Here is a 23,468-nt window from a genome sequence, read left to right as displayed (position 1 = left end):
CGGCCCTCCTCGCCGAGAAGATCGACGAGATCCTCGACCAGCTGATGACCGCCCAGGGCAATCCGGTCAGCGTCCCCGCCGGCACTCCCCCGGAGCTCGTCGACAACGACCCGCTCGACCAGCCCGTGGAGCCCGAGTTCCGCGTCGGCGGGCTCAGCCTCGGCTGGGACCCGTCCACCGCGCAGATCGTGATCGAGGCCTACCCGCTGACCGAGGCGGAGGACGACTCCGAGGAGGAGCCCGAGCCCACCGAGATGCTGCAGGTGAAGATCCCGGTCGGAACGGCGCGCGCCTTCGCGAAGCGCACCCTCGAGGTCGTCGGCGCCGGACGTCAGCTCTGCCCCCGCTGCGGCGAGCCGATGGATCCCGACGGGCACGACTGCCCGCTCGCATGAGCGACCCGGGCGGGCTCGACGGCGAGCTGGAGCTGGCCGGAAGGATCACGATCGCCTCGAACGCGACGTTCCTCGCGCAGCTCGGCGAGACGTCCGTCGTCTACAAGCCGATCTCGGGCGAGAAGCCGCTGTGGGACTTCCCGGACGGCGTGCTCGCGGGCCGCGAGGTCGCCGCGTACCTCGTCTCGGAGGCGCTCGGCTGGAACGTGGTGCCGCGCACGTGGCTCCGCGACGGTCCGCTCGGGCCGGGCATGGTCCAGCTCTGGCAGGACATCGATCCGGACCAGGACGCGGTCGACCTGGTGCCCGCCGACGCCGTGCCCGACGGATGGCGGCACGTCCTCGACGGCAGCGACGAGGAGGACCGGGACATCTCCCTCGTGCACGAGGACTCGACGGCGCTGCGCCGGATGGCCGTGTTCGACGTGGTCGCCAACAACGCGGACCGGAAGGGCGGGCACGTGCTCGCGCTGCCCGACGGCCACCGCTACGGGGTCGACCACGGCCTCACCTTCCACTCCGAGCACAAGCTGCGCACGGTCCTCTGGGGCTGGATCGGCGAACCGCTGCTCGAGGAGGAGCTGACGGCGCTGACGCTCCTGCGCGCGCAGATCGACGGACCGCTCGGCGAGGCGCTCTCGGAGCTGCTCACCGAGGACGAGGTCGCCGCGTTCGCGAAGCGCTGCGAGCGGCTCGGCTCCTTCGGCCGCTTCCCGGGCCCGCGGGGCGGGATGCCCGCGGTGCCCTGGCCGCTGTTCTGAGCCGGGCGCGGTCAGAACTCAGGACGAACGCCTCCGGAGCGGCGGAGACGCGCTGATCCTCAGGCGCGGGAGCGGATCCCTCCTGCATCCTGAACGGCTCAGAAGCTCCAGCCGCGGCCGAACAGCTCCTCGCCCGGCGCTCCGCCGCCTCCCGGACCCGCGCCGCGAGCGCCGAGGTAGGAGGAGACGACGGCCGCTCCCAGGTCCTCCGCCTCCGGGTTCACCACCGAGCCGCCGACCCGGCGGGCGAGCGAGTCGATGAAGCGCGCGAGGCCCGGGTCGTCACCCAGGCGGAAGAACGTGGTGTGCGCGCCGAGGCGGAGCGACGCGTCGAGCTCGCGGACCGAGACGGCGACGGTCAGCGGGTCCGGCGGGTAGTCGAAGAAGACGCCGCCGTCGGGCTCGAGGTGCGCGGTCGGCTCGCCGTCGGTGACGATGAGCAGCACCGGCTGCGCGTTCGGGTGCTTGCGGAAGTGCCGGTTGGCCAGCAGCAGCGCGTGGTGCAGGTTCGTGCCCTTGTCCCACTCCGCGTCCAGGCCCACCAGCTGCTCGACGTCCATCACCTCGGCGCGTCGGCCGAAGGCGACGAGCTGCAGCGCGTCTCCGCGGAACCGGCTGCTGATCAGGGTGTGCAGGGCGAGCGCGGTGCGCTTCATCGGCACCCAGCGGCCGTCCATCGCCATCGAGAACGATGTGTCGACGAGGAGCGCGACACAGGCCTGCGTGCGCGCCTCCGTCTCCTGCACCTCGACGTCGTCGATCCGGATGCGCACACCGGAGCCGACCGGTCGGCCCTCGCCGGCGGTGCGGGTGAGGGCGTTGGTCACCGTGCGGGGGATGTCCCAGGCCTCGGTGTCGCCGAACTCCCACGAGCGCGTCGCTCCGGAACGCTCGCCCGCCGCACCCGCGCGCCGGACGTCGCGGGCGCCCTGACGGCCGGAGACGGTCTCGGCGATGTCGCGCAGGAGCGCCTTCCCGAGCTGGCGCATGGCCTTCGGGCTGAGGGCGAGGCGGCCGTCGGAGCCGCGGCGCAGGGTCCCGGAGTCGCGCAGGGCCCGCTCCAGGCGCTTGAGCGTCTGCGCGTCGACGGAGGCGTCCTCGCCGAGGCGCTTCGCCAGCAGGTCGAGGTCGAGGTCGTCGAGGGAGGAGCGGTCCGTCTGCGCGAGCTGGTCGGCGAGGGCGTCGAGGTCGGCCAGCTCCTGGAACACGCCCGTCCCGTCGCCGAGGCCGAGCCCCTGCTCGCCGTCCATCCGCTCGGAGCCGCCCCAGTCCTCGCCGGGACGGAGCCCCCGCAGGGTCTCGTCGAGGCGGCCGAGGGACTGCATGAGCTCCGGCGTGCCGAAGGCCTCCTGGGCGAGGGCGTCGAGCTCGGCGCGCTGCTCGGCGGTCATCGAGTTGCGCATCCGCTGGGCCGCGGCCGCGCGGGCGGCGAGCGCGTCGATCAGCTCGTCCACCGACTCCGGTCCCTCGGGGAAGTACTCGCCGTGCTGCTCCATGAAGGCGTCGAACTGCTCGGGGGTGTCCTCCCCGCGCGCGTGCGCCTCGAGCAGCTCGTTCAGGTCGCGGAGCATCGCGTCGATCGCGGCGCGGTCCTCGTCGCTCGCGTTCTCGAGGGCCTGCTTCATCCCCTCGAAGCGCTGATCGAGCATCTCGCGGCCGAGGAGCTCGCGGATCCGCTCGAAGTCGGCGCGCGCCTCGGGGCTCTGCCAGCGGTAGTCGCGGAGCTCCGAGACGGCCGCGGCCGGCGAGGGCGGGAGGCTGTCGAGCTGGATCTCGGCGAGCGCGCGGTCGCCGTCGTCCATCTGCGTGTCGCGGGCGAGCTGCTTGCGCTCGGCGAGGACGGCCTTGTCGAGGAGCTCGCGGATCTCGCGGAGCGTGCCGTCGAGGTTGTTCCTCTGCGTGAGCTCGCGACGCCGCTCGGCGACGCGGGCGGCCAGGTCGTCCAGGCCCTCGCGGTCGCGGGTGCCCCGGCGGAGGAACTCGCGCAGGGCGCGCTCGGGCGAGGTGCCGCCCATCACGTCCTCGCCGATCGCGTCGAGGGCCTCCTTCAGGTCGACCGGAGGAGCGAGCGGATCGGGTCCCCCGTCGTACTTCGCGTAGCGCGCGTCGCGCTTCAGCCGCCGGTTGCCGCGCGGAGCATCAGCCATAGACGGCCTCGCCCCCGCCCGTCTCCTTGCTCAGCTTGCGCGAGAGGTAGAGGCCCTCGAGGGCGAGCTCGACCGCTCCGGCGCGGCGCCCCTCCCCCACGGCGTCGAGGCGCTCGGCGACCTCGTCGTACACGCGGGCCTCGCCCAGCAGCGGCAGGCCGGCCAGGAACTCGCGGGCGGTCACCTGCTCGCCGGTCGTGATCATCGCGCCGTTCTCGACCGCCTCGACGAGCGGCCCGAGGTCGACGCCGCGCAGGTGGGCGCGGACGGTCTCGGCGGTGGCCTGACGGAGCAGGTGGTCGAGGATCTCGTCCTCGCGGCCCTCCTCCCCCGACTCGAACTCGATCTTGCCGCCGAGCACGTCGACGGCGGTCTCGAGGTCGATGGGGCGGGCGACCGCCTCCTCCTCGCCGCGGCGGGTGGCGCGGTGCAGGGCGGCGGCGGCGATCGTCTCGGCGCCGGCGATGGCGAAGCGGGCGCTGACGCCGCTGCGCTGGTCGACGGAGCTCGACTCGCGCAGGGCCCGCGTGAAGCGGGCGAGGATCTCGATGAGCGCATCGGGCACGGTCGCGACGAGGTCCGCCTCCTGCCGGATGACGGCGACCTCGTCGACGAGAGCGGTCGGGTAGTGGGTGCGGATCTCGGCGCCGAAGCGGTCCTTCAGCGGCGTGATGATCCGGCCGCGGTTCGTGTAGTCCTCCGGGTTCGCGCTCGCGACGACGAGGACGTCGAGGGGGAGGCGGAGGACGTAGCCGCGGATCTGGATGTCGCGCTCCTCCATCACGTTGAGCATGGCGACCTGGATCCGCTCGGCCAGGTCCGGCAGCTCGTTGATCGCGACGATGCCGCGGTGGCTGCGCGGGATGAGGCCGAAGTGGATGGTCTCCGGGTCGCCCAGGCTGCGGCCCTCGGCCACCTTCATCGGGTCGACGTCGCCGATGAGGTCGGCGACGCTGGTGTCGGGGGTGGCCAGCTTCTCGACGTAGCGCTCCTCGCGGGGCTTCCACGCGACGGGCAGGTCCTCGCCCAGCTCCTCCGCGCGGCGGCGGCTCTCCGTGGTGATCGGCTCGTAGGGGTGCTCGCCCAGCTCGGACCCCTCGATGACGGGCGTCCACTCGTCGAGCAGGCCGACGAGGGTGCGCAGGAGGCGGGTCTTGCCCTGGCCGCGCTCGCCCAGCAGGACGATGTCGTGGCCGGCGATGACGGCGCGCTCGACCTGCGGGATGACCGTCTCGGCGAAGCCGTGCAGGCCCGGCCAGGGGTCGCGGCCCTCGCGCAGGGCGTCGAGCAGGTTGTCGCGGATCTCGGTGCGGAGGCTCTTCTGCACGTGCCCGGAGGCACGGAGCTGGCCGAGGGTCTGGGGCGTCGGGCGCATCACCTCGGCAACGCTACGCCGCAGGTCCGACACGTGGTGGAGGTGCGGCGGATTCGCGGCGCGGGCTTGCGCGGGGGTCGCGCCGCGGACGGCTCAGCGCTCGAGGCGCGGGGCGGCGGCGAGCAGGCGGCGCGTGTACTCCTCCTGCGGTGCGGCCAGGAGCGACGCGGCCGGCCCCGCCTCGACGATCCGGCCCTCGCGCATCACCGCGATGCGATCGCTCATGTGGGCGATCACGCCGAGATCGTGCGAGATGAGGAGGAGGGCGAGGCCGTGACGGCGCTGCAGGTCGTCGAGCAGGTCGAGGATCTGCGCCTGCACCGACACGTCGAGGGCCGAGACGGGCTCGTCGCAGATCAGCACGTCGGGGCGCGTCGCCAGCGCCCGGGCGATCGAGACGCGCTGGCGCTGACCGCCGGAGAGGGTCCGCGGCGAGCGCCGCTCCAGGGCGGGGTCGAGCCCCACGCTCTCGAGCAGCGCGGGCACGGAGGCGGCGCCGGCGTCGCGGAGGAGGCGGCCGACGCTCCAGCGCGGGTCGAACGAGGAGAGGCTGTCCTGGTAGACGGCGCCGATCCGCGGGCGGCGGGGACGGCGGGAGCGCTCGGTCGCTGCCGACCACGGCTCGCCGAACAGCTCGACGGCGCCCGCGTCCGGACGCCGCAGCGCCAGCACGAGCCGGGCCACCGTGCTCTTGCCCGACCCGGACTCGCCGACGAGCCCCACGGTCTCGCCGCGCCGCAGCCGGAGGTCGACGTCGTCGACCGCGACCCGCACTCCTCCGCCGGGCAGCGGGAAGCGGGCGGCGAGTCCGCGGGCCGCGACCACGACCTCGCCGAAGGTCTCGGGCGGGGTCGCCGGTGCGGTCGGGTCGGTGAGCCGCGAGCCGCGCGGGCGCCCTGCGGGGACGGCGGCCACGAGCGCGCGGGCCTCGGGGCTGCGGGGCGCGCGCAGCACCTCGGCCGCGGTCCCCTCCTCCACCACGCGGCCGTCGGCCAGCACGAGGATGCGGTCGGCGAGGCCCGCCACCACCGCGAGGTCGTGCGAGACCAGGACGAGCGCCCGGCCGCGCGCCTTCTGCTCGGCGAAGAGCTCGAGCACGCGGGCCTGCACGGTCACGTCGAGCGCGGTGGTCGGCTCGTCGGCGACGAGCAGCGGCGGATCGAGCGCCACCGCCGCCGCGAGGAGGGCGCGCTGGCGGAGCCCGCCGGAGAGGTCGCCGGAGCGCTCCCGCATCCGCTCGGCCGGCTCCGGCATGCCGACGCTCGCCAGGGCCTCGACCGTCCGCTGCGCGCGCTCGGCCGCGGGGATGCGGCCGTGGAGGCGGAGCACGTCGCCGATCTCGCGGCCGATCGGGCGCAGCGGGTCGAGCGAGAGCAGCGCGTCCTGCGGGACGAAGCCGACGGATCCGCCGCGCAGCCGCCGCAGCTCCCGCTCGTCCGCTCCGACCACCTCGGTCCCGCCGACGCGGACGCTCCCGGTCACGGCGCCTCCGCTGAGCCCCAGCAGCGCTCGCGCGGTGACGCTCTTGCCTGACCCGGACTCGCCGACGATCGCGACGCACTCCCCCGGCTCCACGCGGAACGAGACCCCGTGCACCACCTCGACTCCGTCGAAGGCGACCCGGAGCCCCTCGACGACGACCGCGCTCACCGCGCACCCCGCAGACGCCCGCCGAGGACCGTCGTCGCGATCGTGGTCAGCACGATCGCCAGCCCCGGGAACACGGTCAGCCACCACGCGCTCGCGAGGTAGGTGCGGCCCGCCGAGAGCATCGCGCCCCACTCCGGCGCGGGCGGCTCGGCGCCCAGGCCCAGGTAGCTGAGGGCCGAGGCCCAGACGATCGCCTGGCCGACGCCGAGGGTCGCCAGCACGGCGAGCGGCCCGAAGGTGTTGGGGAGGACGTGCCGGACGAGGATGCGGACGGGTCCGTGCCCCAGCACGCGCGCCGCCTCGACGTAGCCGGAGTCGCGGATGCCGAGCAGCTGCGTGCGCAGGATGCGGGCGTACCCCGGCGCGGTCGAGAGACCGACCGCGATGGTGGCCGGGACGACTCCGGGACCCGTGACCACGATCACGAGCAGCGCGAGCAGGAGCGCGGGGAAGGCGAAGAGCACCTCGAGCACGCGGCCGATCACGCCGTCGACGACGCGGCCGCCGAACGCCGCGACCACCCCGAGCACCGCGCCGAGGACGAGGCCGATCGCGGTGGCGCTGGCGCCGATCAGGAGGGATGCGCCGGCCCCCGCGATGAGGCGGCTGAGGACGTCGCGACCGGACTCGTCGGTGCCGAGCAGGTGCGCGGCACCCGGTGGGGTGAAGGCGTCGCGCGGGGCGACGGCGAGCGGATCGGAGGGGGCGAGCAGCCCGGGCGCGACGGCGGCGAGCAGGAGCAGCACCACGAAGACCGCGGCCAGCACCTCGCCGGCGCGGAGGCGGGAGGGACCCCGGCGGAGCGGGCGGGCGGCGCGCAGCTCGAGCTCGCTCACGCGACCACCTCCCGCCGGGCCAGCCGCGGGTCGATCACGCGCGTCAGCAGATCGGTGGCGAGGGTCACGACGATGTACGCCAGCGCCGTGACCAGCACGACACCCGTCACCACCGGCACGTCACGGACGGTCACCGCCGCGAGGAGCGTCCGGCCGAGCCCCGGCCGCGCGAAGATCGTCTCGACCACCACGGCCCCGCCGATCAGGTAGCCGAACGCCCAGCCCGAGAGCGAGACCCCCGGCAGCACCGCGTGGCGCAGCGCGTGGCGGGCGCGGACGCCGAGCTCGCCCTCGCCGCGCGCCCGAGCGGCGAGCACGAACGGCGACTCCAGCGCGTCGAGGAGGGAGCGGCGCATCACCTGGCCGAGGAAGCCCGCCAGCGGGATCGCGAGGGTGAGCGTCGGCAGCACCAGCCCGGCGGGCGACCCGGTGCTGACCGGGGGCAGCCAGCGCAGCGCGGTCGCGAAGACGGCGATCAGCACGGTCGCCAGCCAGAAGTGCGGGAGCGCGGCTGCCGTGAGCTCGAGGCCGGACCCGACCGCGGCGGCGAGGCGGCCGCCCCGGGTCGACCAGAGGGCGGTCGCGAGCGCCAGGATCCATGCGGCGGTGAGCGCGAGCACGGCGAGCAGGAGGGTGCCGGGCAGCTGCTCGCCGAGGATCTGCGCGACGGGAGTGCGCAGGGAGTAGGAGGTGCCGAGGTCGCCGCGCGCGAGCCTGCCGAGCTGCACCAGGTACTGCACGAGGAGCGGCTGGTCGAGGCCGTACTGCTCCCGCACCGCGGCGAGCGCCTCGGGCGACGCCTGCGAGCCCGGACCGCCGAGGATCGCCTCCGCCGGATCGCCGGGGACGAGGCGGATGAGGACGAAGACGGCGGTCGCGACGGCCCACAGCACCACGAGGGCGCCACCGAGGCGGAGGAGCACGCGACGGATCATGCGGGCGGGCGTCCTCTCTGGTCGGGGCGGTGGAGGGGGGCGTCGTCGAGGTCCGTTCCCTCCGGAGCACGCGATGCGCGACCGACGGCGGCTACTCGACCAGCATGGAGGACGGACCCCTGCTGATCGAGCAGCCCGCGGAGCGGACGCATCGAGATCCGCCCGTCCCGATCGCGGGGTCTCGATGCGCCGCCGCGGCGACTACTCGACCGGCACGCGTCCGCTCATCGATCGGTGCAGGCGGCTCTCCGGAGCCGGGTCAGACCCAGGCGTCGGCGAACCAGGGGGTCGACACGGTGTCGAGGGCGACGAGGCCCTGGACGGCCGACCGGTGCAGGTAGTGGTTCTGCTGGTCGTAGAGCGGCAGGATCCAGTAGCCCTCGAGGACGATCCGCTGCGCCTGCTCGTACAGGTCGGCGCGGGCGTCCTCGTCGGTCGTGGCGCTCGCCTGCTCGAGCAGCGAGTCGAGGGCGGGGTCGGCGATCTGCGCGTGGTTGGCGAAGTAGCCGCTCGGCGCGGGGGTGATGCCGGAGGAGGAGTAGAGGATCCGCAGCACGTCGGGTCCGACCTTCGTGTACGGGGCGCTCACCAGCTCGTACTCGTTCGACGCGAGCGCGGTGTACCAGCTCGACAGGTCGAGCAGGCTGATCCGCACGTCGAAGCCGAGGGTCTTCGCCGAGGCCTGGATCTGCTCGAACAGCGACTGCTCGGCCGGGATCGACTGGTTGGTGCTGACGGGGAAGCGCAGCGTCAGCGGCGTGCCGTCCTTCTCGCGGATGCCGTCGCCGTCCGAGTCCACCCAGCCGGCCTTCTCGAGCAGGTCCTCGGCGGCGGCCGTCTCGGAGTCGGACCCGGCGTCCTCGAAGAGCGACGGGTCGGAGTACGCGGTCGCCTCGCGGCTGGACAGCGGGGAGTAGGAGCGCTCGGCGGTGCCGAAGAAGAGGGAGTCGATCGCGTCGTTCACGCCGACGCCGCGGACGAACGCCTCGCGGACGGACTCGTCGTCGAACGGCGCCTGCCCGGAGTTGAGCTCGAGGCGGTTGACCGAGCCGGGCCGGGGCGCGTCGAGCTCGACGAGGTCGGTCGCTCCGGTCGCGGCCTTCAGGGTGTCGGGCTGGGCGTTGTCGAGCACGTCGACCTCGCCCGACTGCAGCGCCGCGTAGCGGGTGGCGGAGTCGGGGATGAAGCGCCAGGTGATGCTCGCCAGGTGCGCGGGGCCCTCGTGGCCGTCCCCGGTCGGGCCGGTCGACGCGTCGTAGGCCTCGTTGCGGGTGAGGGTCACGTGGTCCTGCTTGACCCACTCCGAGACGGCGAAGGGGCCGGTTCCGACGGGCGCCTCGCAGTTGGCCTCCTCGCCGCGGGCGATGCCGGCGGGCGACTCGATCGCGGTCCACGGCTGCGCGAGCGACTCGAGCAGCGCACTGTCCGGCGCGGTCAGGGTGAAGCGCGCGACGGTCGGCGAGACCGCGGTGACGGAGGCGACCTTCGCCACGGCGAGGTAGCCGGTGGAGGACTTGGTCGCCGGGTCCTGCAGGTGCGCGATGTTCGCGGCGACCGCCTCCGCGTCGAGGGCGGTGCCGTCGGTGAAGGTCACGCCCTCGCGCAGGGTGAAGTCGTAGCTGAGCGCGTCGTCCGAGACGGTCCACGACTCGGCCAGCCAGGGCGTGATGGTGCCGTCTGCGTCGCGCGAGACGAGCGACTCGAGCACCTGCGTCGCGAGGAGCGCCTGCGGGTAGTTGCCGCCGACGTGAGGGTCGAGGCAGGTGGGCTCGGCGTCGCCGGACGCGTAGGTCAGCGTCCCGCCGTCGACGGGGGTGCTGGAGGCGTCCGGCGTCTCGGCGGTGCAGCCGCTGAGCAGGAGCGCGGCGGCCGCGACGGCGGCGGGGAGGGCGAGGAAGCGGGGGCGCAGCGGCATGACGTCTTTCGTGGAGGGGTCGGGGGTGTGCGCGTTTCTTGGACGCGACCCAGGAAACGCTAGCAGGGCGTGAGGGCGGCGGGCGGGGATCGCTCGGATCCGTGGAGGGGTGCGCGGATCCCGCGCTGGGGAGGGACGAATCGCGCTGGCGGAGGCGACTGATGCGCCAAGCGGTCGGGATCGGGTCGCACTCTCCTACTGTCGATGGATGACCTCCGCCGTGCTCGCCCTCCTGTTCGGCTCCGCCGTCGCCCTCGTGGGCCTCGTGCCCTGGGCCGCCCTGCAGTACCGGCGTCGCGGCGTCCTCGGGATCGGCAACGCGGTGCTGGCCTTCGCCGCCGTGGTCTACGCGCTCGCCCTCGTCACCTACACGCTCCTCCCCCTGCCCGACGAGGCGACGGTCGCCGCCGCCTGCCGCACCGGATCGGGTCCTCAGCTGCGCCTGTTCGCCTTCGTCGGGGACATCGCGAAGGAGGGCGGGATCGACGGGCCCCGCGCGCTGCTGACGAACCCCGCGTCCGCGCAGGTGCTCCTGAACGTGGTCTTCTTCGTCCCCCTCGGGATGCTCGTCCGACACCTCGCTCTGCGCGGGCGCCTCGTCGCCGGGCTGATCGGCGGCACCGTCGCCGGCTTCGCCGTCTCGCTCCTCATCGAGGTCACGCAGCTCACGGGCGACTGGTTCCTCTACCCGTGCGCCTACCGGCTCTTCGACGTCGACGACCTGCTTGCCAACACGGCCGGCGCCCTGCTCGGCACCCTCCTCTCCCCCGTCCTCCTCCTCTTCACCCGCCGGACCGAGGGCGCGGTGCCGGAACTGGCCCGCCCGGTCACGATCCGCCGCCGCGCGTTCGGCATGTTCTGCGACGTGCTCGCGCTGAGCCTCTTCACGGGCGCGCTCGTCTCGATCACCGGGGTCGGCCTCGTGCTCGCGGGGGTGGACACGCGCTCGAGCCCCGGGGACGTGGTTCTCGGAGCCCTGCCGTTCGTCGCTCCGCTGCTCCAGCTGGTGATCGTGCTGCGGTCCGGGCGGACCCTCGGCGAGACGGTGGTGCGCCTGCGTCCCGAGCCGCGACCGCTCCTCTGGCAGCGGCTCGTGCGCTGGGCGGCGGGATCGGGTGGCTGGTCCACCCTGCTCGCCGTCGAGGGCGGGTTCTGGTCGCTGCTCGCCTTCGTCCTCGCGGCGGCCGCGATGATCGGCCTGGTCGCGACGCGGGGGCGCCGGGGGACGGCGAACGCGCTGGCTCGCCTCGACGTCGTGGACGAGCGGGCGGAGGCGCCGTCCGCCGTCCGGAAGACGGACTGAGAGGAGCCTGTCGGACGCCTGGGCGAGCCTCCGGTCAGACCGCCGCGCGGAGCCCCTCGACAAGGTCGTGCTGCGCCTCGCGGCCGGCCCGAGTGGGCACGAGCGGGTACACATGCACCTGCCCGACGGCCTCGTGGAGCTCGAACGGGACCGCGGCGGCCGCCGCCCGCTCGGCCAGCACGTAGGCGTCCGGATTGAGGACGTCACGCGTGCCCGTGAAGACGGTGAGGGGGCCGAGGCCCACCAGGTCGCCGAACAGCGGGCTGACCGCGGGATCGAGCAGGTCGAGGGCGCCGCGCCAGCTCTCGGCGAGGACGCGACCACCCGGGGTGCCGAGCCAGGGATCGGTCGGCTGCACCTCGGGGATCCGCGGGTTGCTCCAGGAGAGGTCGAGCGCGGGCGAGACGAGGGTGGTGCGCGGCAGGACCACCCCGTCGTCGCGCAGGGCGAGAGCGGTAGAGAGGGCGATCTGGCCGCCCGCCGAGTCGCCGGCGAGGCAGGTCGCCCCGTGCCGCTCCAGACTCCGCAGCACCAGGGCGCGGACGCCGTCGCGCGCCTCGAGCGCCGTGCCGAAGGGCACGAGCGGGTAGATCGGGAGGGTCACCGCGACGGAGGCCTCGTCGGCGATGCGGGCGGCGAGCCACCAGTGCTGGGGCGCGATCTCGTTCACCCAGCCGCCGCCGTGGACGTAGACGACGCCGCCGCGGATCACCCGCGGGCGGATCGTGTAGACCGGCCAGGAGCCGACCTGCTCCACGTCGACGCGCACGCCGGGCCGGAGGCGGGGCGGCGGGCCGTAGGAGGCGGGACGGAGCGCGCGCTCCCGGATGCGGCGACGGGCTCCCTCCGCGCTGACGAAGGTGCGGTTCGCGCGGGCGAGCCGGAGCGCGAGCGGGACGAGGGCATCGGGGACGACGAGCGGCATCGCCCGAGCATCGCGCACCCCGGTGCGCAGCGGCTGGGCGGCGACGGACTGCGCGGCTGCGGACCCTGCGACAACGGACTCGGCAGCCACCGACGCGGCAGCCACGGACTCCGCCGCTGATCCGCGGAGGTCGGAGGACGCGGCGCGGGCTCCGCGGACGGAGCGTCGGCACCCGCGGACGCAGCGTCGGAGACCGCGGACGACGCCCGGGCACCCCGCGCACAGCACGACGGCCCGGCCCGTGGAGGGAGCCGGGCCGGGGCCGCCGGTCAGCGTGGTGCCTGCACGCCCGCGGAGCGCGGGTCGGCAGCGACCTCGCTGTCGCCGTGCGCTGCGGGTCAGCGGCGCGCGGCGGAGCGGCCGGCGAAGCGGGTGTAGACGAGCAGGACGATGATCGCTCCGATGATCGAGCCGATGATGCCGGCGGGCTGGAAGAAGCCGTCCATCGGGTCGTGCTGGAAGATCAGGAACCCGAGGAAGCCGCCGACGAACGAGCCGACGATACCGAGCACGATGGTCATGCCGATGCTGATGCTCTGCTTCCCGGGGACGATGAGCCGGGCCAGCGCTCCTGCGATGAGTCCGACGACGATGAGGCTGATGATGAGACCGAGCATGGCGGTCGTCCTTCCGTTGTGCGGGCGGGGGCCCGCTGGTCGGTTCCGCGGTTGCGGGACCGGTGACTACGCAACCACCCCGGAGGAGGCGGCGGTACACCCCTGGGGGTGTGCTCGCCCCGACGAGCAGTGCGGTAGCGTCCGACCATGACCCGCCGTGCGCCCCTCACCGTCGCGCTCGTCGACGACTACGACGTCGTCCTCACAGGCCTCGCGCACATGTTCGACCACTACCGCGACCGGGTGGTCGTCGCCGAGATCGACGCGAACGCCTCCCTCTCCGACCGGATCGACGTCGTCCTCTACGACTCGTTCGCCCAGCCGGAGTCGGACCACCACGAGATCGCGGAGCTGGTGCGCAACGAGCGGGCCGAGCACGTGGTCGTCTACACCTGGAACTTCGCGCCGACGCTCATCGCGGACGCCCTCGAGCAGGGCGTCCACGGCTACCTCTCCAAGACCCTGCCCGCGCGGGAGCTGGTGGCCGCGCTCGAGCGGGTGGCCGCGGGCGAGGTCGTCGTCAGCGATCCTCCGCGGCGGGCGGGCAGCGCACCGGGCCTCGACTGGCCGGGCCGCCACGAGGGCATCACCGACCGGGAGTCGGAGATCCTCGCGCTCATCACGCAGGGCAAGAGCAACGCCGACGTCGCCGCGCTCACCTACCTCAGCCCCAACACGGTGAAGTCCTACATCCGCAGCGTCTACGGCAAGATCGGCGCGACCAGCCGCACGCAGGCCGTCCTCTGGGGCGTCGACCACGGCTTCACCCCCGACCACCACCGCATCGACCACTGGCTCGGCGGCCCCTGACCCGCGCCCGCGGGACGCCGCTCCGGTACGCGACCCGCCGACGGACGCGCACCCGGGAGGCGTCTCGCGGGAGGGGGCGGGGGCGCACGCACCGCTACGGTGTGGCCATGCCCCTCGACCGCGCGCCGACCATCCGCGACGTCGCGGTGCGGGCAGGAGTGTCGTACCAGACGGTCTCGCGCGTGCTCAACGACAGCCCCCAGCTGCGGCCGCGCACCCGGGAGCGCGTGCTCGCCGCGATCGAGGATCTCGGCTTCCGCCCCAGCGCCGCCGCCCGCGCCCTGGCGACGAGCCGCTCCGGCCTGATCGGGATCCTCGCCGCCGAGAGCCACAGCTTCTACGGCACCGCCACCGCGATGGCCGCGATCGAGCAGGCGGCGCGCGACGCGGGCTACCGGGTCCCGGTCGTGAACGCGGCGCCGGACGCGGAGTCGCTGGCCGACGGCCTCGCCCACCTGCAGCGGGAGTCGGTGGAGGCGATCGTGGTCCTCGCCCCGCAGGAGCGCGCGCTGGAGGCGATCGAGAGCCTCGCGATCGGCGTCCCGTCGGTGACGCTCGGCGCGACGGACCGCGGAGCCGACTCCCTGCTCCTCGTCGACCAGGCGGCCGGAGCACGACTGGCGACCGAGCACCTCGTCGGCCTCGGCCACACCCGCATCGCGCACCTCGCCGGTCCGCAGCACTGGGTGGAGGCGCAGGCGCGGCTCGAGGGCTTCGCCGCCGGGATGAGCGCGGCCGGCCTCGACCCCGTCGCCGTCGTGGAGGGCGACTGGAGCGCCGAGTCCGGCTACCGAGCCGGCCTCCGCCTCCTCGGAGCCGCGCTTCTGCCGACCGCGGTGTTCGCCGGCAACGACCAGATGGCCCTCGGACTCCTGCACGCCTGCACCGAGCGGGGACTGCGCGTGCCCGAGGACCTCAGCGTCGTCGGCTTCGACGACGTCCCCGAGGCGGCGCACTACCAGCCGCCGCTGACGACCATCCGCCAGGACTTCGCGGAGGTCGGCCGCCGCACGATCGGCGTCGTGCTCGCGGAGCTGCGCGGCGAGGAGCCCGCCGTCGGCCGCCCGGTGCCGCCGGTGCTGGTGGAGCGGGCGTCGACGGCTCAGGCCTGAGCAGCACCGGCCCCCGCAGCACCTCGCCGGTCTCGAGCGAGAAGGCGCTGCCGTGCCACGGGCAGGCGACGCACGCCTCCCCCGAGCCGTCCGCCGAGACCTCGCCCTCGTCGAGCGGGCCCGAGAGGTGGCTGCAGACGTTCGAGAGCACGTCGATCCGCTCGCCCCGGCGGAAGGCGAGCAGGGGGAGGCCCGCGACCTCCCTCCTCACCGGCGTGCGCTCCGGCAGGTCCGCCAGGGCGCCGAGCTCCTGCCAGCCCGAGGGGAAGCGGTGCGGCACGTCCTCCGCGTGGTTCACCCCCGCCGCCTGCCGGTAGCTGAGGTGGCCGCCCAAGTAGCCGCCGCCCGAGACGACGGCGAGCCCGAGCATCCCGAGCACCTTCCCGCTCGTGGTGCGCCCGCGGCGGCGCTGCAGCCACGACGCGGCGTAGAGGCCCGTCGCGACCACGTTGGCCGCCGAGTGCACCAGCCCGACGCGGGTCTGCTGCTCGTGCAGCTCCGACCAGTCGGTCAAGCCGGAGGCGGCGGTCGGCAGGACGCTGATCACGCCGACGCCGACGAGGGTCCGCGCCGCCCGCTGGTTCCCCGGCAGCAGGTCGAGCACCGCCGCCGACACCCAGGCGCCGGTGGGCACGAGGACGAGCAGCGGATGGACGGGGTGGCCGACCGGGACGCCGTGCAGCACGTCCCGCACCGGCTGCGGCCGGACCACCGCGTTCACGGCCCGCTTCACCCGGCCGACGAGCGGATCGAGGGCGGCGGCGTTCTCGAGGCGGGTGACGAGTCTGACGAGTCTGATCTCACGCATGCCTCATGCGACCAAGCAGGCGGCCCCGGCGGAAGGGGCTTGAGGCGGAGGAGAAGCAGTCGGACCCCGCCGGCGGGCCCCTCGCTTGCCGACCCCGAGCCGTTTCGCCTACGCTGACCCGGGGCTTTGTGAACGGTCACATCGCCCGAGCGAGGAGCATGATGGACCAGCGCAGGCCCACCCCCGCCGACGTGATCACGAGCGGCGCCACCGCCCTCGGCATCGAGCTCGGCTCCACCCGGATCAAGGCGTGCCTGGTCGACGCGGCCGACCCGTCCGTGGTCCTCGCCGTCGGCAGCCACGAGTGGGAGAACCAGTTCGTCGACCGCCGCTGGACCTACTCCCTCGACGCCGTCCACGCGGGCCTCCAGGCCGCCTACGCGGACCTCGTCGCCGACGCCTCCTCGCGCCACGGCGCGCAGCTCTCCTCCGTCGGGGCGCTCGGCGTCTCGGCGATGATGCACGGCTACCTCCCCTTCGATGCGGACGGCGGGCTGCTCGTCCCCTTCCGCACCTGGCGCAACACGAGCACCGGGCCCGCGTCGGCCGAGCTCACCGAGCTGTTCGGCGCCAACATCCCGCTGCGCTGGTCGCTCGCGCACCTGCACCAGGCGGCCCTCGACTCCGAGCCGCACGTCGAGCGGATCGACTTCCTCACCACCCTCGCCGGCTACGTGCACTGGCGCCTCACCGGCGAGAAGGTCCTCGGAGTCGGCGACGCCTCCGGCATGGTCCCGACCGACCCGGCGACCCGCGACTACGACCAGCGTGTCGTCGAGCTCTACGACGAGCGCGCGGCCGGCGCCGTGAAGCCCCTGCGCGAGCTGCTGCCCGCCGTGCTCCCCGCGGGCGCCGACGCCGGCTCGCTCACCGCCGAGGGCGCGCTCCTGCTCGACCCCACCGGCTCCCTCCGGCCCGGCGCCCCCGCCTGCCCGCCCGAGGGCGACGCCGGCACCGGCATGGTGGCGACCAACTCCGTCGCTCCGCGCACCGGCAACGTCAGTGCCGGCACCAGCATCTTCGCCATGGTCGTCCTCGAGGGCCCCTTGGAGAGCGTGCACCACGAGCTCGACCTCGTCGCGACCCCCGCGGGCGACCTCGTCGCGATGGTCCACTGCAACAACGGAGCCAGCGAGCTCGCCGGCTGGGTCGGCCTGTTCTCGCGATTCGCCGCCGCATCCGGCGGACCCTCCGACAGCGACGCCGTCTACGGCACCCTCTTCGCCGAGGCGCTCGAGGGCGAGGCGGACGCGGGCGGACTGCTCGCCTACAACCACCTCGCGGGCGAGCCGATCGCCGGGCTGGTCGAGGGCCGCCCGCTCGTCGTGCGCACCCCCGACTCGCGCCTCACGCTCGCCAACTTCATGCGCGCGCAGCTCTACGGCGTGTTCGGCACCCTGGCGCTGGGCATGCGCGTCCTCGCGGGCGAGGGCGTGCGGATCGACGAGATGTTCGCGCACGGAGGCATGTTCCGCACCGCCGGGGTCGCCCAGCGCTTCCTCGCCGGCGCGCTCGACGCCCCCGTCTCGGTCGCCGCGACCGCCTCCGAGGGCGGCCCGTGGGGCATGGCGGTGCTCGCCGCCTACCGCCTGCAGAGCGGAGTCGCGCTCGACGCGTACCTCACCGATCAGGTCTTCGGCGACTCCGGCTTCGAGACCGTCGCCCCCGACGCGGACGACGTCGCCGGCTTCTCCGCCTACCTCGAGCGCTACCACGCCGGCCTCGCCGTCGAGCAGACCGCCGTCGAGACCCTCACCGACCCGCAGAACCAGGGAGCCACCGCATGACCACCCAGACCCCCGCCGTCGAGGAGGCGATCGCCCGCGTCCGCGAGGACGTCGCGCGGCTGCACTCCGAGCTCGTCCGCTACGGCCTCGTCATCTGGACCGGCGGCAACATCTCGGGCCGCGTGCCCGGTGCCGACCTCTTCGTGATCAAGCCCAGCGGCGTCTCCTACGACGACCTCGCGCCCGAGAACATGATCCTCTGCGACCTCGACGGGAACGTCGTCCCCGGCACCCCCGGCAGCGACCGCAGCCCCTCCAGCGACACCGCGGCGCACGCCTACGTGTACCGCGAGATGCCCGAGGTCGGCGGAGTCGTGCACACGCACTCCACCTACGCGACCGCGTGGGCGGCCCGCGCCGAGTCGATCCCCTGCGTCATCACCGCGATGGCCGACGAGTTCGGCGGGGAGATCCCCATCGGCCCGTTCGCGATCATCGGCGACGACTCCATCGGCCGCGGCATCGTCGCGACCCTCAGCGGCCACCGCTCGCGCGCGGTCCTGATGCAGAACCACGGCGTCTTCACCATCGGCAAGGACGCGAAGGACGCCGTCAAGGCGGCCGTCATGGCCGAGGACGTCGCCCGCACCGTGCACCTCGCGCGCCAGGGCGGCGAGCTCGTCCCCATCCCGCAGGAGTCGATCGACGCCCTGTTCGACCGCTACCAGAACGTCTACGGACAGAACCCCACCGGAGCCATCGCATGAGCGTGTACCAGAGCATCATCCCCGACCTCGCCACCCGCACCGTCTGGTTCCTGACCGGCAGCCAGGACCTCTACGGCGAGGACACCCTCCGCCAGGTCGCCGAGCAGTCGCAGGCCGTCGTCGCGCAGCTGAACGAGGCGGGCGCGATCCCCGTGACCGTCGAGTGGAAGCCGGTGCTGAAGAGCTCCGACGCCATCCGCCGCACCATGATCGAGGCGAACTCCGACGACTCCGTCGTGGGCGTCATCACCTGGATGCACACCTTCAGCCCCTCGAAGATGTGGATCCACGGCTTCGACGCGCTCGCCAAGCCGCTGCTGCACTTCCACACCCAGGCGAACGTCGCCCTGCCGTGGCAGGACATCGACTTCGACTTCATGAACCTCAACCAGGCCGCGCACGGCGACCGCGAGCACGGCTACATCCTCAGCCGGATGAGCGTGCCCCGGAAGACGGTCGTCGGCCACGCGAGCGACGCCCGCGTCACCGAGGCCATCGGCACCTGGTCGCGCGCGGCCGCCGGTTGGTCCGCCTCGCAGAGCATGAAGGTCGCCCGCTTCGGCGACAACATGCGCAACGTCGCCGTCACCGAGGGCGACAAGACCGAGGCCGAGATCCGCCTCGGCGTCAGCGTCAACACCTGGGGCGTGAACGAGCTCGTCGAGCGCGTCGACGCCGCCACCTCCGAGCAGATCGACGCCCTCGTCGCGGAGTACCTCGAGAGCTACGACGTGGTCCCCGAGCTGCTCCCCGGCGGCGAGCGCCACGAGTCGCTCCGCTACGGCGCCGCGGTCGAGATCGGCCTGCGCTCGTTCCTGGAGGAGGGCGGCTTCGAGGCGTTCACCGACAGCTTCGAGGACCTCGGCGGGCTCCGCCAGCTCCCCGGACTCGCCGTGCAGCGCCTCATGGCCGACGGCTACGGCTTCGGCGGCGAGGGCGACTGGAAGACGGCCGTCCTCATCCGCATCGCCGCCGTCATGGGCGCCGGCCTCCCCGGCGGCACCAGCCTGATGGAGGACTACACCTACGACATGACGCCCGGCGAGGAGCTCATCCTCGGCGCGCACATGCTCGAGGTGTCGCCGTCCCTGTCGTCGAAGCGCGCCTCGCTCGAGATCCACCCGCTGGGCATCGGCGGCCGCGAGGACCCGGTGCGCCTGGTCTTCACCGCCGACGCCGGCCCCGCCGTGGTGGTCGCCCTGAGCGACGTCCGCGAGCGCTTCCGCCTGGTCGCGAACAAGGTCCGGAACGTCGAGCCGCCCCAGACGCTCCCGCACCTGCCCGTCGGCCGCGCCGTCTGGCAGCCCGCCCCGGACTTCGGCACCAGTGCCGCCGCCTGGATCACCGCCGGTGCCGCGCACCACACGGTGATGACGACGCAGATCGGGCTGGAGGCGTGGGAGGACTTCGCCCGCATCGCCGGCGTCGAGCTCCTGGTGATCGACGAGTCGACCACCCTCCGCGGCTTCGAGTCCGACATCCGCTCGAACGCCGCGTACTACCGCCTCTCCCAGGGCCTGTAGATCCTGCGAGGCCGGACGGCCGGCTCCCTGCGGGGGGCCGGCCGTTCCGTCGTTCCCGGCGAGCCGCCGGGTCGAGGCGGGGGACCGCCGCCGAGACCGACCTGGATCGCGTCGGCGATCGAGGGCGGATCGCCCTCTCCGGCCCGTTCGGCGCCCGCTGCAGCGTCCCGGCCCCGGTTGCGGACGCGCTCGCAGCACGACGGAGGCCGGGAGGCCCGGACGGCCCTCGCGGGCAGTCGGTCCTTCCGGCCTCCGGGATGCAGGCGTGCGGCGGGCGGTCAGTCGCGCGAGGTCGAGAACGCCGCGTCGAAGGCGTCGGCCGGCGGCGTGATCGCGTTGAGCTTCCGCACGAAGGCCAGGGCCTCGGGGGCGCCGTCGAGGCGGTCCATGCCGGCGTCCTCCCACTCGACGCTGGTCGGGCCGGTGTAGCCGATCGCGTTGAGCGCGCGGAACACCGGCTCCCACGGGACGGCGCCGTGCCCGGTCGAGACGAAGGTCCACCCGCGGCGCGGGTTCGCCCACGGCAGGTGCGAGCCGAGGACGCCGTTGCGGCCGTCGAGGTTGGTGACCGACTCCTTCACGTGCACGTGGAAGATGTGGTCGGCGAAGTCGAGCACGAACGCGACGCTGTCGAGCTGCTGCCAGACGAAGTGCGACGGGTCGAAGTTGAAGCCGAACGAGGCGCGGTGGCCGATCGCCTCGAGGGTGCGCTTGGCGGTCCAGTAGTCGTAGGCGATCTCGCTCGGGTGCACCTCGAGCGCGTAGCGGACGCCGACCTCCTCGAACACGTCGAGGATCGGGTTCCAGCGGTCGGCGAAGTCCTGGTAGCCGGCGGCGATCCACTCGTCGGAGGCGGGCGGGAACATGGCCACGCCCTTCCAGATCGACGAGCCGGAGAAGCCGTTGACCTGCGTCACGCCGAGCGCGGCGGCGAAGCGGGCGGTGTCCTTGAGGTCCTGGGCGGCGCGCTGCCGGACGCCCTCGGGGTCGCCGTCGCCCCAGACCCGGTCGCTGAGGATGTCGCGGTGGCGCTCGTCGATCGGGTCGTCGCAGACCGCCTGGCCGGTGAGGTGGTTCGAGATCGCGAAGACCTGGAGGCCGTTGCGCTCGAGGATGTCCTTCCGGCTCTGCACGTACTCCGCGTCGTCCCAGCGGGCGACGTCGATGTGGTCGCCCCAGCAGGCGATCTCGAGGCCGTCGTAGCCCCACTCCCCCGCGAGGCGCGCCACCTCCTCGAAGGGGAGGTCCGCCCACTGGCCGGTGAAGAGGGTGATCGGTCGCGTCATCGCGGATTCCTAACTCTCGACTCCCGCGCGCCGTCGCACCGGGAGAGGTAATTTGAGGGTTCACGCAACATATCAGGCACTCCCGCGAGCCCGAAAGGAACCGATCATCGCCCCGATCGCCGGCGCACTGTCGCGCACGCCCACCCTCGTCACCGCCACTGCGGCCCCGACCTGGGAGGAGGGCCTGATCGTCGGCAGCGGCCGCGTCGGCGCCGTGGTGCACGGCCCGGCCGACTCGCTCACCGTCTCGCTGGCGCACGAGCGCTACTTCCTCCCCGTCAACGCGCGGCCCGCCGCCCCGGACCTCGCCCCGGTGCGGGACGAGCTGCGGAGTGCCCTGCTGGCCGGGGACGCCGACGCGGCGAGCGACCTGCTCGAGCGCGGGGCGCGGGCGAGCGGCTACGACGGCGGCTTGATCTGGACCGATCCGCTCGGGCTGTGCGCGACGCTGTCGATCCGCACGGCCGGCGGGGTCGCGTCGAGCCGGCGCCTACTCGACCCGCTGCTGGGCGAGGTCGCGGTCGAGTGGACCGACCTCGACGGCGGGCGGCACGCGGTGCGACTGATCGCTCCGCACGGGGGCGAGAGCGTCCGGCTGCGGGTGGAGTCGGAGCGCGACGGCGAGAGCACGGTCGAGCTCGGGCTGGGCGCCGGGGACGCGACCTCGTTCGACACGGGCGTGCCGGACGCGTCGGCCGTGGTCGAGGCGACGGTCGAGGGCGGTGCGGTCGGGCGACTGCTGGCCGTCGCCGGGACCGGGAGCGCCGAGACCGGAGGCGAGCGGATCCGCGCGACGGTCACCGCGGCGACCGGGGCGCCGTGGGACGTGGAGGGCGTCGTGACCCGCTCGACGGTGCCGGTCGCGGCCGGGGCGGGCGCGCTCCTCCGCGTCGATCTGTCGCTGGCGGGCGACGAGCCGACGGGCCGGGAGCGTGCGGGCGGCGAGCCGACGGGCGGCGACGCCTCCTGGGCGGAGCTGCGCGAGGCCCAGCGCCACGGGCACGGCCGGCTGGTCGGCGCCTCCTCACTCGATCTCGCCGGAGCCTCCTCCGCGGTGCTCACCGAGGACCTCTGGGCGGAGGCCCGCGCCGGCGACGAGGGCGCGCGCCGCCGCGTCGTCGAGCTCGCGTACCTCAGCGGCCGCGCGAACATCGTCGCGTCGACCGGCGAGCTGCCGCCGACGCTGCAGGGCGTCTGGCAGGGCACCTGGCGGCCGGCGTGGTCCGCCGACTACACGCTGAACGGCAACGTGCAGAACGGCGCGATGGCGGGGATGATCCCGACCGGCACGCCCGAGCTGGCGCTGTCGATCCTGGAGCTGGTGCTGCCGCACCTCGACGACTACCGCGACAACGCGCGCCTCGTCTACGGGGCCGAGGGGATGCTCCTTCCGTCGCGGATGTCGACCCACGGCCGCGCCGACCACTTCGCGGCGAGCTACCCGCACCTCTTCTGGACGGGCTGCGGCGGCTGGGTGCTGCGCCTGGCCGCCGACGCCGTCGCGGCCACGGGGGACCGCGGCATCGTCGACGACCGGCTGTGGGAGCTGGCCGAGGGCGTGCTGCGCTTCGCCGAGACCGGGACGACCGTGGTCGACGGGGTGCGCCGGATCGTCCCCTCCTACTCCCCCGAGAACACACCGGGTGGTGCGCGCTCGCCGATAGCGGTCGATGCGTCGATCGACGTCGCTGTGCTGTGGGACGCCGCGCGGGCGACGGCGCTGCTCGGCCGGGCCCGCGGCGACGACTCGCTCGACGAGCGCTGGGCGCGGGTGGTCGCGGAGCTGCCGGAGTACCGGGTCGCCGAGGACGGCACGCTGGCGGAGTGGATCGACCCGCGGTTCGCGGAGGAGATCGCGCACCGGCACGCGTCGCAGCTGTACCCGCTCTGGTACGCGGGCGACGCGGCCTTCGAGGGCCCCGGCGCCTCCGCGGTGCGGCTGCGGGCCGCCGCGGCGGCGACGGTGGCGGCGAAGATCGCGTGGCGGGCCGAGGCGCCGACCGCTCCTCCCGGGCGGATGGAGATGGCGTTCGGGCTGGTGCAGGTGGGCGTCGCGGCGGCGGCGCTGGGTGACGGGGAGGCAGCGCTGACCTGCGCGGAGTGGCTCGCGGTCGAGCACTGGTCACCGACGCTGACGACCCGGCACGACGCGGGGCGGATCTTCAACCTCGACGCCAGCGGCGGACTGCCGGGGCTCGTGGCGGCGATGCTGCTGGGATCGGATGACGAGACGCTGACGGTCCTGCCGGCACTGCCGTCCGCGTGGGCGCGGGGTGCCGTGACGGGGCTGCGCGCGCGCGGCGGGGTGGTCGTGGACCGGCTGGAGTGGTCGCCGGGGCGGGCGTCGCTGTGGGTGCGGCGGGTGCCGAGCGCGGAGTGGCTGGCACCGGCGGGCGGGACGCGGGTGCGCACGCTGCGCGACGCGGTGCTGCGCGTCGACGGGCGCGAGGCGTCGGGCCGGCTGGAGCTCGGTGCGGAGGCGGTGCGCGTGGACGTGGAGTGGCGCGGCTGAGGGCCCTGCGGAGGGTCCGGCTGCGGCACGCGGGACGAGCTCCGCTACGGGCGCATCGGCTGCC

Annotated in this window: 18 protein-coding genes and 1 pseudogene; 9 read left to right on the top strand and 10 right to left on the bottom strand. The window is 74.3% G+C overall.

All coding sequences use genetic code 11. The annotated features are described in order from the left end of the window. Positions 1 to 395: DUF3090 domain-containing protein (locus C5C27_RS05045; RefSeq protein WP_104313792.1), on the top strand; the 395-nt coding region annotated here is incomplete at its 5' end. Then, a complete protein-coding gene (locus C5C27_RS05040) occupies positions 392 to 1,156 on the top strand; it encodes an SCO1664 family protein (RefSeq protein WP_104313791.1) in 765 nt (254 codons plus the stop codon). The genes C5C27_RS05045 and C5C27_RS05040, both read left to right, overlap by 4 nt. 98 nt (positions 1,157 to 1,254) lie before the next feature. Here the strand turns inward: C5C27_RS05040 and C5C27_RS05035 are convergent, their stop codons facing one another. The 6 genes from C5C27_RS05035 to C5C27_RS05010 all read right to left on the bottom strand — a co-directional run bounded on the left by C5C27_RS05035 (position 1,255) and on the right by C5C27_RS05010 (position 10,014). Beyond that, positions 1,255 to 3,303: a VWA domain-containing protein gene (locus C5C27_RS05035; protein WP_104313790.1), complete on the bottom strand. Its 2,049-nt coding sequence runs from the start codon at positions 3,301 to 3,303 to the stop codon at positions 1,255 to 1,257. Further along, positions 3,296 to 4,678: a magnesium chelatase gene (locus C5C27_RS05030; RefSeq protein WP_104313789.1), complete on the bottom strand. Its 1,383-nt coding sequence runs from the start codon at positions 4,676 to 4,678 to the stop codon at positions 3,296 to 3,298. The genes C5C27_RS05035 and C5C27_RS05030 overlap by 8 nt, the downstream gene beginning before the upstream one ends. A gap of 93 nt (positions 4,679 to 4,771) precedes the next feature. Beyond that, positions 4,772 to 6,328 (bottom strand): ABC transporter ATP-binding protein, encoded by a 1,557-nt coding sequence (locus C5C27_RS05025; RefSeq protein WP_104313788.1) that lies wholly within the window; start codon positions 6,326 to 6,328, stop codon positions 4,772 to 4,774. Beyond that, positions 6,325 to 7,164, bottom strand: coding sequence for an ABC transporter permease (locus C5C27_RS05020; RefSeq protein WP_104225046.1), 840 nt, complete (start codon positions 7,162 to 7,164; stop codon positions 6,325 to 6,327). The genes C5C27_RS05025 and C5C27_RS05020 overlap by 4 nt, the downstream gene beginning before the upstream one ends. Then, positions 7,161 to 8,099: an ABC transporter permease gene (locus tag C5C27_RS05015; protein ID WP_104313787.1), complete on the bottom strand. Its 939-nt coding sequence runs from the start codon at positions 8,097 to 8,099 to the stop codon at positions 7,161 to 7,163. The genes C5C27_RS05020 and C5C27_RS05015 overlap by 4 nt, the downstream gene beginning before the upstream one ends. Positions 8,100 to 8,358: 259 nt before the next feature. Then, positions 8,359 to 10,014, bottom strand: a complete 1,656-nt coding sequence (locus tag C5C27_RS05010) for an ABC transporter substrate-binding protein (RefSeq protein ID WP_104313786.1) — start codon at positions 10,012 to 10,014, stop codon at positions 8,359 to 8,361. Positions 10,015 to 10,222: 208 nt separating this feature from the next. On the opposite strand from C5C27_RS05010, the gene C5C27_RS05005 reads away from it, so the two are divergent. Further along, on the top strand, positions 10,223 to 11,317 hold the full coding sequence (locus tag C5C27_RS05005; protein WP_104313785.1) for a VanZ family protein: 1,095 nt from the start codon (positions 10,223 to 10,225) through the stop codon (positions 11,315 to 11,317). 34 nt (positions 11,318 to 11,351) lie between these two features. Here the strand turns inward: C5C27_RS05005 and C5C27_RS05000 are convergent, their stop codons facing one another. Continuing rightward, entirely contained in the window at positions 11,352 to 12,242 is an 891-nt protein-coding gene (locus C5C27_RS05000; RefSeq protein ID WP_104313784.1) for an alpha/beta hydrolase fold domain-containing protein, read from the bottom strand. A gap of 338 nt (positions 12,243 to 12,580) precedes the next feature. Further along, positions 12,581 to 12,859, bottom strand: a complete 279-nt coding sequence (locus C5C27_RS04995; RefSeq protein ID WP_104225042.1) for a GlsB/YeaQ/YmgE family stress response membrane protein — start codon at positions 12,857 to 12,859, stop codon at positions 12,581 to 12,583. A gap of 147 nt (positions 12,860 to 13,006) precedes the next feature. On the opposite strand from C5C27_RS04995, the gene C5C27_RS04990 reads away from it, so the two are divergent. Together C5C27_RS04990 and C5C27_RS04985 are read left to right on the top strand one after the other, a co-directional pair. Continuing rightward, positions 13,007 to 13,669 carry a response regulator transcription factor gene (locus C5C27_RS04990; protein WP_104225041.1) on the top strand — a complete coding sequence of 221 codons (663 nt, stop codon included), beginning with the start codon at positions 13,007 to 13,009 and terminating at the stop codon, positions 13,667 to 13,669. A 107-nt stretch (positions 13,670 to 13,776) separates the two neighbouring features. After that, positions 13,777 to 14,781 (top strand): LacI family DNA-binding transcriptional regulator, encoded by a 1,005-nt coding sequence (locus tag C5C27_RS04985; RefSeq protein WP_104313783.1) that lies wholly within the window; start codon positions 13,777 to 13,779, stop codon positions 14,779 to 14,781. Here C5C27_RS04985 and C5C27_RS04980 read toward each other — a convergent pair. Then, positions 14,777 to 15,589, bottom strand: a pseudogene (locus C5C27_RS04980) (DUF2231 domain-containing protein); the annotation flags it as partial. The gene C5C27_RS04985 and the pseudogene C5C27_RS04980 sit on opposite strands and share 5 nt — an antisense overlap. A gap of 161 nt (positions 15,590 to 15,750) precedes the next feature. Here C5C27_RS04980 and C5C27_RS04975 point away from each other — a divergent pair. The 3 genes from C5C27_RS04975 to araA are packed head-to-tail and all read left to right on the top strand — an operon-like array spanning position 15,751 to position 19,606. After that, positions 15,751 to 17,376 carry a xylulokinase gene (locus tag C5C27_RS04975; RefSeq protein WP_104313782.1) on the top strand — a complete coding sequence of 542 codons (1,626 nt, stop codon included), beginning with the start codon at positions 15,751 to 15,753 and terminating at the stop codon, positions 17,374 to 17,376. Further along, positions 17,373 to 18,083 (top strand): L-ribulose-5-phosphate 4-epimerase, encoded by a 711-nt coding sequence (locus C5C27_RS04970; protein WP_104224687.1) that lies wholly within the window; start codon positions 17,373 to 17,375, stop codon positions 18,081 to 18,083. The genes C5C27_RS04975 and C5C27_RS04970 overlap by 4 nt, the downstream gene beginning before the upstream one ends. Beyond that, a complete protein-coding gene (gene araA / locus C5C27_RS04965; protein ID WP_104224686.1) occupies positions 18,080 to 19,606 on the top strand; it encodes an L-arabinose isomerase in 1,527 nt (508 codons plus the stop codon). The genes C5C27_RS04970 and araA overlap by 4 nt, the downstream gene beginning before the upstream one ends. A gap of 278 nt (positions 19,607 to 19,884) precedes the next feature. Here araA and C5C27_RS04960 read toward each other — a convergent pair whose 3' ends face one another. Further along, positions 19,885 to 20,892, bottom strand: coding sequence for a sugar phosphate isomerase/epimerase (locus tag C5C27_RS04960; protein ID WP_104226056.1), 1,008 nt, complete (start codon positions 20,890 to 20,892; stop codon positions 19,885 to 19,887). 52 nt (positions 20,893 to 20,944) lie between these two features. On the opposite strand from C5C27_RS04960, the gene C5C27_RS04955 reads away from it, so the two are divergent. Then, a complete protein-coding gene (locus tag C5C27_RS04955) occupies positions 20,945 to 23,404 on the top strand; it encodes a glycoside hydrolase family 95-like protein (RefSeq protein WP_104313781.1) in 2,460 nt (819 codons plus the stop codon). Positions 23,405 to 23,468 lie beyond the last annotated feature (64 nt).

The organism is Rathayibacter sp. AY2B7, assembly GCF_002931635.1.
Taxonomy (GTDB): domain Bacteria; phylum Actinomycetota; class Actinomycetes; order Actinomycetales; family Microbacteriaceae; genus Rathayibacter.
Note: the sequence above shows the minus strand (reverse complement) of the source record. Positions and strands in the feature narration are given on the sequence as shown.